Origin of the sequence: Cytobacillus sp. Hm23, assembly GCF_051842895.1 — a bacterium.
Lineage (GTDB): Bacteria > Bacillota > Bacilli > Bacillales > SM2101 > Nanhaiella.
Map to the genome: position 1 here is coordinate 18,872 of NZ_JBPXRQ010000051.1, position 9,514 is coordinate 28,385.

Annotated in this window: 10 protein-coding genes; 7 read left to right on the top strand and 3 right to left on the bottom strand. The window is 33.2% G+C overall.

Features of this window, described 5'->3' with window-relative positions; translation table 11 throughout:
• The first annotated feature begins 246 nt into the window (after positions 1-246).
• Positions 247-543, top strand: coding sequence for an antibiotic biosynthesis monooxygenase family protein (locus ACSVDA_RS21795; protein ID WP_485886074.1), 297 nt, complete (start codon positions 247-249; stop codon positions 541-543).
• 231 nt (positions 544-774) lie between these two features.
• Here the strand turns inward: ACSVDA_RS21795 and ACSVDA_RS21800 are convergent, their stop codons facing one another.
• Together ACSVDA_RS21800 and ACSVDA_RS21805 are read right to left on the bottom strand one after the other, a co-directional pair.
• On the bottom strand, positions 775-1,353 hold the full coding sequence (locus ACSVDA_RS21800) for a GNAT family N-acetyltransferase (protein WP_485886076.1): 579 nt from the start codon (positions 1,351-1,353) through the stop codon (positions 775-777).
• Between the two features lie 288 nt (positions 1,354-1,641).
• Complete coding sequence (locus ACSVDA_RS21805; protein WP_485886078.1) at positions 1,642-2,445, bottom strand: helix-turn-helix domain-containing protein; 804 nt, start codon at positions 2,443-2,445, stop codon at positions 1,642-1,644.
• A gap of 547 nt (positions 2,446-2,992) precedes the next feature.
• On the opposite strand from ACSVDA_RS21805, the gene ACSVDA_RS21810 reads away from it, so the two are divergent.
• From ACSVDA_RS21810 to ACSVDA_RS21820, 3 genes are read left to right on the top strand one after another with little or no spacing between them, the layout of a single operon-like run.
• A complete protein-coding gene (locus tag ACSVDA_RS21810; protein WP_485886080.1) occupies positions 2,993-3,172 on the top strand; it encodes a DUF4083 domain-containing protein in 180 nt (59 codons plus the stop codon).
• A gap of 58 nt (positions 3,173-3,230) precedes the next feature.
• Positions 3,231-3,635: a (deoxy)nucleoside triphosphate pyrophosphohydrolase gene (locus ACSVDA_RS21815; protein ID WP_485886082.1), complete on the top strand. Its 405-nt coding sequence runs from the start codon at positions 3,231-3,233 to the stop codon at positions 3,633-3,635.
• 51 nt (positions 3,636-3,686) lie between these two features.
• Entirely contained in the window at positions 3,687-4,787 is a 1,101-nt protein-coding gene (locus ACSVDA_RS21820) for a phosphatidylglycerol lysyltransferase domain-containing protein (RefSeq protein ID WP_485886084.1), read from the top strand.
• Positions 4,788-5,244: 457 nt separating this feature from the next.
• On the opposite strand, the gene ACSVDA_RS21825 is transcribed toward ACSVDA_RS21820, so the two are convergent.
• Complete coding sequence (locus ACSVDA_RS21825) at positions 5,245-5,952, bottom strand: metallophosphoesterase family protein (protein WP_485886093.1); 708 nt, start codon at positions 5,950-5,952, stop codon at positions 5,245-5,247.
• Between the two features lie 431 nt (positions 5,953-6,383).
• Between ACSVDA_RS21825 and desA the strand changes: the two genes are divergently transcribed.
• The 3 genes from desA to tnpB form a co-directional block, all read left to right on the top strand.
• Positions 6,384-7,418, top strand: coding sequence for a Delta(5) desaturase DesA (desA, locus tag ACSVDA_RS21830; protein WP_485886095.1), 1,035 nt, complete (start codon positions 6,384-6,386; stop codon positions 7,416-7,418).
• 948 nt (positions 7,419-8,366) lie between these two features.
• The gene (locus ACSVDA_RS21835) at positions 8,367-8,579 is read left to right on the top strand and encodes a hypothetical protein (RefSeq protein ID WP_485886086.1); all 213 of its coding nucleotides are present in this window, start codon (positions 8,367-8,369) and stop codon (positions 8,577-8,579) included.
• Positions 8,580-8,668: 89 nt separating this feature from the next.
• A partial coding sequence (tnpB, locus tag ACSVDA_RS21840) for an IS200/IS605 family element RNA-guided endonuclease TnpB (RefSeq protein WP_485886088.1) occupies positions 8,669-9,514 on the top strand: 846 nt, incomplete at its 3' end.

Sequence of the window (9,514 nt, forward strand, 5' to 3'; positions counted from 1 at the left end):
ATTATAGTTAGTAGTAGTACAAAGAATGTAGCAAGCAAAATAGCATTACCTTTGGAGTTAGAAAGTTTAAGACTCTATTATGTATGAACATGAGATTATGTGTGGAAAGATTAGACTACCGGTTTTAAATTCTGATTTATTTAACTTTTACAAAAATGATTACCATATAAAACCCCTCCTATTATGTTTTGTATTGAAAAAAAGAACTAGATAGATGTAACATTAGCAATAACAAGGAGGGGTTATATGATATTGGAAGCGGTTATGTTACAAGTAAGGAAAGGTATGGAGGAGGAGTATGAGGAGGCTTTTCGTCAGGCATCAGAAATCATTTCCTCAATGAAAGGGTACATCACTCACGAATTGCAGCGTTGTATAGAAGTAGAAGGAAAGTATTTACTATTAGTGAAATGGGAAACGTTAGAAGACCATACAGTTGGCTTTAGGCAATCAAAAGAGTACCTGGAATGGAAGAAGAAATTGCATCATTTCTATGATCCATTTCCATCAGTTGAGCATTTTAACAAAGTTCCTTTATTATAAATCTCTGCTTTAAAATATTTCACTACATATGACAATTACGGTAGGGAAGAATGCTTTGAAACAATTTTTACAGTGTCCATTCTACCTTAGAGGTTTGACGGGTACAGTTTATATGCTACATTTGACCAGATGCTACCGACATTGACATTATTGTAATTTTACAACTAATGTACGTAAAATAGTATAATTAAGAAAGCAGCTTGTCTACATGCTGCTTTCAAGCTATCCACACTATTTATATCTATCCTCAGCCAAAAATTCCTCTTTCAATATAGAATACATTTTTATATCTCTGTGTTTGTCCTTTGCGAGCATTCCTTTTCGGATGATGCCTTCAAAGGTCATGCCTAATTTTTGCATTACTCGTTCTGAACCGATGTTATCTATGAAGCATCTCGCTTGAATACGGACTAAATCCATATGGTTAAAACCGAATGTAATAATTTCTTTTGCGGCTTCAGTTGCTATGCCTTTTCCCCAATACGCTGGAGAAAGGACATAGCCAATCTCAGCTCGATTATGGTTTGGTTGCCATAGAATAAAATCTGCCGTTCCGATTAATTTACCGTCTTCCTTATATTCGATACCCCAAGGAGCTACATTTTTGTTTTCATATTGGCATAGTGCAAAGTCTACAAATGCTTTAGTGTCAGATAATGATTTATGTGCGTCCCAAGTCACGTATTTAGCTACTTCTTCATTAGAACCGTATGAATAAATGTGTTCAACATCATCTAGCGTGATTTTTCTCAGAATAAGACGTTCTGTTTCCAATGTCGGTAAATTACCGTATATTTCTTCAATTTCCATATGCTCACCTCTACATCAAATGAAATATAATCTAATATTTTGCTTGCGGAATCACCAGAAAATTTAATAAATAATAATTATTTGTAAGATTATATATTATATTGCTTAAAGTGTCTATGGATTTTATAAATAACAATTAGCCGTGCTAAAGTTTTCTTACACTGCTAGTTGTACATGTAGAAATGCAAGGATAAACGTAGGGGTAGAAAACTATGAGAGGTTATAAAGGTTAATTGACGAGGTGGTGTTTTTTTACCAAAAAAGCTCAAAGGAAAGAAACAGGGAGTCTTAAACAACCTGTTTCTTTCCTTTGAGGAATAGGATAATTGTAATTATCCCCAAAACTCCAAGTGATAAAATGTCCCACGTGTCGATTATGGGTTCGTTTAAATTTTTGGCGATAATATTATTTATAAGAAAAGATACAGGTACGACTAATAGAACCGAAATTGATGCCATGTACCATTTGTTTGCTTTTGTAATTGAAAATAACAGAAATATTCCCCACATATAGGATATAGCAATCAATGCTACAGGAATTCCAAGAGGTAACATTAATTTAGTTCCACCGATGATATTATTTAAAATAACCAAAAATGGAATGATAAAAATGCTTAATGATAAAAGTGACATAAACACTTTATATCTTTTAAACTGAACAAGGGGTATGATAATAAGCCACGCATATGGAATAGCTGTAATTGGATATAGCGACCATGTAAAAGTACCTGTTATAGCAATATCGCAAATCGTAGTAATAAATATACCTAGTAAACAAGCAATAGTAAAACCGTATTTTGCAATTAATGTTATTGATTTTTTGTTAGTGGCAGTTACTTTATCTGCATTTTGCATAGTAGATTCGATAATCGTGTTTTCCTCAACAGAAGCTGAGACATTTCTTTTTCCATTCAGCAGTTCATTAGCAGTAACACCCAATATATCGGCTAGTGAGGATATTATTGATACATCTGGATATCCCAATCCTCGTTCCCATTTAGATACTGCCTTATCCGTTATATTCAATTTTTCAGCTAATTGTTTTTGTGTCATATTTTTTGATTTACGTAGCTCATAAATGAAATTAGCCATGTTCCCATTGATCATGTTTGACACCATCCTTTTTACATAAAATTTTACAGGTGAATATATAAAAAAACACTCGACTATCGGTAGATTATGACCACGTAAACGATTCGTAGAGTAGTAATGTAACTTAACGTAAAGGAAATACACGAATGTGATTTAATAGGATAATTTCTACAAAAAATTTTATATAGTTCTTAAAAGTAATAAACTCCCTATCAAATAATAGTTTATTATACTATTTCGAATCTTAAAATAATTTTACAATAAAATGAATGGTTATGGTAAGGATTGTTATATTTTGTTTAAGGCTCTTCGTAAACTTTGTTGCCATTGTTACCAAATTAGAACTAGTAAAGTGATTTCATACCTGTGTTACCCCATTTCAGAAGGAAATAATAACACCACTATAAAGAAAGCATTTTTAAGAGGTAAAGGATTAGGAATTCTATAGTTTTTAGTGGTGAAGGAACTATTATTAGTACGAAAATACCGTTATGATACTATATGGGTATGTTACACGATATATAAATGAAATTGTGGAGGTGATTTTTTGAGGGATGTTAATTTAGGCGACTTAATAGCTCAATTATTTACTTTTGGAAGTCTAATACTAGCTATCATTCTAATTGTGCTATTCATTCGTTCTAGTTTAAAGCGAAGAAATCAACTTGATAGTATAGAGAAGAAGGTAGATGCTATAAATGAACGTATAAATAAAAATAACGATTAACATGAGTCTATCATTTAATTATATATCTATATTGTTGTTAACGAATACGGAGGATGCGATGAAGAAGAACATTTATGTGGCTGGAGCTGTAATCGTCAAAGATGAGAAAATTTTGTGTGCACAAAGAGGTAAAGGAAGAGCTTTACCCTTCAAATGGGAGTTTCCGGGTGGAAAAATAGAAGAGGGGGAATCACCTCAACAAGCATTGCCACGAGAAATTTATGAAGAATTGCAATGTGAGATAGAGGTAGGAGATCAAATTGAACTTACAGTGTATGAATATGAATTTGGCATTGTTCATTTAAGGACTTTTTATTGTAAGTTGGTTGAAGGAGAGCCAATTTTAACTGAGCATGTATTAATAAAATGGTTACAATGTGACGAGTTAGAGAATTTAGACTGGGCTCCAGCAGACCTTCCTACAATTGAAAAACTAACAAGTACAGCTCTGTTAGAATACTAACAACGGATTAGCACTTTTCTAGAATGTTTGTGCTTTAGGGGGTTACATACTTTGTCGGCAATCATTATTATTGCAATTATATTTTTCTATTTTTTTAAACCTAAAGAGATCTTTCCTACAAATCACACGATTGATTATGAACAGGTTGCTGGTTTTTTGAAACGCCATAACGAACATACTAATGCTCATTTAATATTTTTAAAGGATAAGAGCGTCTTCTGGGCACAAGACGGCAATGCACTCATTACTTATAAAAAAATTATGAATAAATTAGTCGTTTTAGGTGACCCAATTGGAAAGAAAGAATATATTAAAGATGCTCTTCTAGAATTTGAACAATTTGCTCATCGTTATGGATGTAAGCCTGTTTTTTACCAAATTAGTTGTAAATACTTATCTTTGTACAAATTTGAGAAGTATCAATTGGTAAAATTAGGGGAAGAAGCCGTAGTTGATCTTGTAGGTTATTCATTGGAAGGAAAAAAGGGTGCAAAGCTACGTTCAAGCAGGAATAAATTTCAACGACAAGGCTATAGCTTTACGGTAACTGCCCCACCTTTCTCAAATGACTTTCTTGCAGAATTACAAAGTGTCTCAAATTCATGGCTTGGAGATCGTAAGGAAAAAGGCTTTTCTGTAGGGTTTTATAGTAATAAATACGTTTCTCAATTTCCTGTAGCGACCATAAGAGATGAAGATGAGAGAGTAATTGCTTTTGCTACTTTAGCTTCTACTAAGGATGAAAAAAAGCATGGTATTATAATTGATTTAATGCGTTATTACCCAACTTGTCCGAATGGGACGATGGATGTATTATTTACATCGATATTTTACTGGGGGCAGGAGCAAGGTTATCAATCTTGTAGTCTAGGAATGTCACCACTTGCTAATGTAGGGAATACAAAGGATGCAAAAACTATTGAAAAAATATCGAAGCTAGTTTTCAAATCTAATAAGTTTTCCTATCGATTTAAAGGTTTAATGGAATTTAAAGCGAAATTCGCACATACGTGGAACGGGAAATATTTAGCTTATAAAAAAACATTCTTACCAATCGTTATCATTCAACTTGTATTGTTAATTCGTACGAAAAAGATAGAAAAAGAATCACGCTATGCAAGTAACAGAATAAGAAGAAGGATTGTAGGGTAAAAGCTTATTTTTCTAGGGCTGTTTTCCCATTGATTAACGTATACATTTAGCGATCGTCGCATCGCTCTCATAAAATTCATCAAATAGCCCATTTTAATAATCGAAAAAAGCCTTTTCTAAAACCGCAAGCCTCTTCAAGTAAGTTTGTTGCTCTTGGCAGAAGACTTATAATAGGGTCACCAATTTTAGTGTGTAATTGTTGTGATATTTTAAAAATCATAATAATGGTTTTTAATAATAAAAAGCCTAAATTCTCATTATTAGCATGAGAGTTTAGGTCAGATTTTTTACCTATATATGTAATGGGAGAAATTCATCTGTTTTTTTTAGTCATTTTCTTTTGTTTTAGCAAAATCTTCCCATATCGATCTTGCAAAATGTATTCAAGTTGTAAATGATAGCGGTACGTTTTAATATACTCATATTAATATACAAAAATAGGAAGTTTTAAAATTCACTATTCAACATATAAAACGTTCATGCTAGGTAGTTCTATGCAATTAAGTCTGCCACCGTAAGCGCATCCACCATCAATCCCGATAATGTTATTTTTGCCAAAAAAAACATCAGGACGCTTATGTAAATAGTTTGTAGGTGTGTGTCCGAAGATTACGGTTTTGTTCCCTGTATATCCATGATGAAATTCTTCTCGAATCCACACTAATGTGTAAGGGTCTGTATCATGTATAGGTGTTTCGGGATGAACTCCAGCATGAACAAAAATATAGTCTTCAGTTTCATAATAATAGGGAAGTCCCTTTAAAAACTCAATGTGTGGGTGAATTTCATCATTGATTGCTATAGGATCTGGGAATTCATCTGTCGTATACCAATATTTAGCATCATCTCTTTTAATTTCATAACCATAATTTTGAAGCGTCTTAATACCTCCGTTATAATACCATCTTTTTAGGTTCATCGGATCATCTTGGTTAGCAAATGCATCTATCATCATCTTGTCATGGTTACCAAGTAAAGCAATTGCACCGTCATTCTTCAATTCAATGATTTTATCAATGACTGCTCTTGATTGAGGTCCTCTATCGACATAATCTCCTAATAAAAGTAATTGATCTTGTTCTTTATTATATTTAACTAATGTTAATAGTCTCTCAAACTTTTCTATATCTCCATGAATATCACTTACAGCAAGCATGCGCTTCAATTCAGTCACGTCCTGTCTCTTTCCTTTTGGCTGTTTTTGCATTGATTGTTGTTTTTCGTTATAACAATTGAATTCGTACACAACCCAATTAGCGATTTTTCCCTTAAAATAAGCTAGTTGTTACTTTATACGATAGTTATCTCTTTTGCATTTAGGAACAATAGCAACAAGTTCTCAAAAATGGATATCCTTTTTCACTACCTTTGTATATTTTACCATATTTTTTTCTTTAACGTCTGTTGTAAAGAAGGGGTTACATTCTTTAATGCAATAATGTGGTGGGAATTAGTCGATCAATGCTTTATAGCACTGGGCTACTGACCCCCTATATGACATTTATCATAGTTTGTATATGACACCTGCTACTAACATTATTATTTCATTGCTCTATAATAAGGATTATCTACATTATGGAAGGGAATTCGACGGATATGACCTTACAAAAGAGCATGAAAAATTTGAAAAAACAAGTTTCTCCTTTTGAGAAGTCCACTAGAGCAAAAAGTGTGTGGCAGATAATAAATACAATTGGACCATTTCTTATCTTATGGTACCTCGCATATATAAGTCTTTCAGTATCTTATTTGTTAGCACTCGTTCCTATTGTGCTTGCTGCAGGATTTTTAGTAAGGGTTTTCATTATTTTCCATGATTGTACACACCATTCGTTTTTTAAAAATCGTCGTGTGAATCGCTTGCTTGGAACTATTACAGGAGTCATATCGCTATTTCCGTTTGATAAATGGGGGCATGAGCATTCCGTTCATCATGCTACAAGTGGTAATTTAGATAAACGTGGGACAGGAGATATATGGACTCTTACGGTAGATGAATATGTAGCAGCACCATTTAGAACTCGTTTAGCTTATCGTCTATTTAGAAATCCTTTGGTTATGTTTATATTAGGTCCAATTTACGTTTTCCTTTTGACAAATAGATTTAACCGCAAAGGCGCGAGAAAAAAAGAGCGCATGAATACTTATTTAACAAATATCCTTATCGCTGCTCTGATAGGATTGTTATGCTGGGCAATAGGATGGCAATCATTTCTAATCATACATGGTTCCATTTTCATGATTTCAGGTTCAGCAGGCATTTGGCTCTTTTATGTACAACATACATTTGAACAATCGTATTTTGAAAAAGATCAAGAATGGGAATATGTACTTGCAGCTGTAGAAGGTAGCTCGTTTTACAAACTACCAAAAGTTTTACAATTCCTTACTGGTAATATAGGCTACCATCACGTACATCATTTAAGTCCAAGAGTACCAAACTATGAATTAGAGAAGGCACACAACAATACTAAGCCTTTAGAGAATGTACCAACTATAACAATGGCGAAAAGTTTACAGTCTTTAAAGTATCGTTTATGGGATGAGCAAGGCAAGGATTTTGTTACTTTCAAAGAAGCAAAACAGTTAATGAAAAAAAGCCTGGCTGTTCAAGTAAAGCCTGAACTTTAAGTCTATTCGGTCTAAATGTAAGAGCATGTTAATAAACGTTGAAATTCTAGAAACTATAAAATAGCTTTATCATTACAAATGGGTCTTTTCTAAACTTTGTTGCTATAGTTTCTAAAATAGAAGATATAAGCGTGTTTTACTCGAAGAAAAGCTCCTGAATATACGTGTTTAATTTTGTACGAAAAGTGATGCGAAAACAGCCTTAGTAATAAATGTAGCATTCAACAAGCGCTCGGAAAAATTTCCGAGCGCTTTTCTTTTTTAAGGCTCTTTTCGTATTCATTGTTGTATAGAAGATAGGTGCCACAAACTCTAGTTGTGTACGTGTTTACTTCGTAATACGAAAAACAACGATCAATGCGAAAATAGTTTTTTAAAAAATATTTGCAGGGTTTGGATAGTTCCTTATAGGTTAGGCATCCACCTTTTTGTTTCATAATTTAGCTTTTTAATGCAAAAAATGGGTATGTATCCATTTGTAGAGAAGTTTTCAGGTGCTCTTATATGGGGATTTATTATGAAGGTAGAATAAAATTTATATAATAATTAAGGTGAGCATAAGTCGTCGTCGTAGCTGGTGTATGTTTTTTTACCATTTTTATCAAACTTTCACTTTGCTTCTATTTCATTATTGCTTCAATCGTCCAAATCTTCGGTTTGAAAAATTACGAACCACTAACTTTCCCCATTGGTATCATCTTCATTTTCCTTGCAACTTTGCTAGTGCCGAACATGGTATATTTAGTCGTTTTTGATGCAACTACATGGATTTCAATTGCTATAAGCATTTTGATTGTTCATTCCTCTCAGCATTTATGTTGTGCATAAAATAAAAGAAATGAATAAGCGCTATAAAATACTGAACAGGTAGTGGAGACGTTGTATAAAAAGGAATTATCACTAAAACAACGAATTATTACATAAGTTCTTTTAGTGGAGGAGATCTAGGTGTTATTTCAAAAAGGGAAGTTAAAAGTTCGTCAACTAGAATTAAAAGATAATATATTATTAGCTAAATGGCTTTCTAACCCTATCGTTCTCAAATATTATGAAGGCAGAGATAACCCATTTAATGTTGAAAAAGTAAACATGGAGTTTTATCAACCCCAGACAAAAGACCTCCACTTCAAACCAAAACAATGCGAAGCAAGTGAAGGTTAAGTGGGTGATGAATGGCGGTTGGCGTAAGCCAAAACTCACTTCTAATATGGTATAATTAACCTAATTAATAGATAAGTGAGGTGAATCAAATGCTAGTCAACAAAGCCTTTAAATTTCGTATCTACCCCACTAAAGAACAAGAAATATTAATTGCTAAAACCATTGGTTGTAGTCGTTTTGTGTTCAATCATTTTTTAGCTGCATGGAATGAAACATACAGACAGACTGGAAAAGGTTTAACATACGGCGCTTGTTCGGCAGAGTTAACAAAGTTGAAAAAGGATTTGCTTTGGCTTAAAGAAGTTGATAGCATTTCACTACAATCCTCACTACGCAACCTTTCGGATGCTTTTAACCGTTTTTTCAAAAAGCAAAATGACATCCCTAGATTCAAATCTAAAAAGAATAAAGTCCAATCGTACACAACCAAATATACAAATGGAAACATTGCCATTGTCGATAACAAAATTAAATTACCTAAACTTGGACTTGTTAAGTTTGCAAAAAGTCGAGATGTTGACTGTCGTATTATCAATGCGACGATTAGACGTAATCCGAGTGGGAAATACTTTGTCTCTCTTCTTGCAGAAGTTGAAGTTCAGTCTTTAGAAAAAGCAAACTCAGCCATTGGTGTTGATATGGGACTTAAACAGTTTGCTGTTCTTTCAGACGGAACAGAATATTCAAACCCTAAATTCTTTCGAACCCTAGAAGAGAAGTTAGCAAATGCTCAGCGTATTCTCTCAAGACGCACAAAAGGTGGGTCTAATTGGAATAAACAACGGATTAAAGTAGCTCGTCTGCAAGAAAAAATTACAAATGCTAGAAACGACTACTTGCAAAAAATATCTACTGATATTGTCAAAAGCTACGACATTATTGGCATTGAAGATTTGCAAGTCAGCAATATGCTTAAAAATGATAATCTAGCAAAA

Excerpts from the sequence above, each read along its gene's own strand:
- ACSVDA_RS21815 (WP_485886082.1), top strand. The coding sequence starts at position 3,231 with ATGAAGAAGAACATTTATGTGGCTGGAGCTGTAATCGTCAAAGATGAG.
- ACSVDA_RS21795 (WP_485886074.1), top strand. The coding sequence starts at position 247 with ATGATATTGGAAGCGGTTATGTTACAAGTAAGGAAAGGTATGGAGGAG.
- desA (WP_485886095.1), top strand. The coding sequence starts at position 6,384 with ATGACCTTACAAAAGAGCATGAAAAATTTGAAAAAACAAGTTTCTCCT.
- ACSVDA_RS21800 (WP_485886076.1), bottom strand. The coding sequence starts at position 1,353 with ATGGAAATTGAAGAAATATACGGTAATTTACCGACATTGGAAACAGAA.
- ACSVDA_RS21805 (WP_485886078.1), bottom strand. The coding sequence starts at position 2,445 with ATGGCTAATTTCATTTATGAGCTACGTAAATCAAAAAATATGACACAA.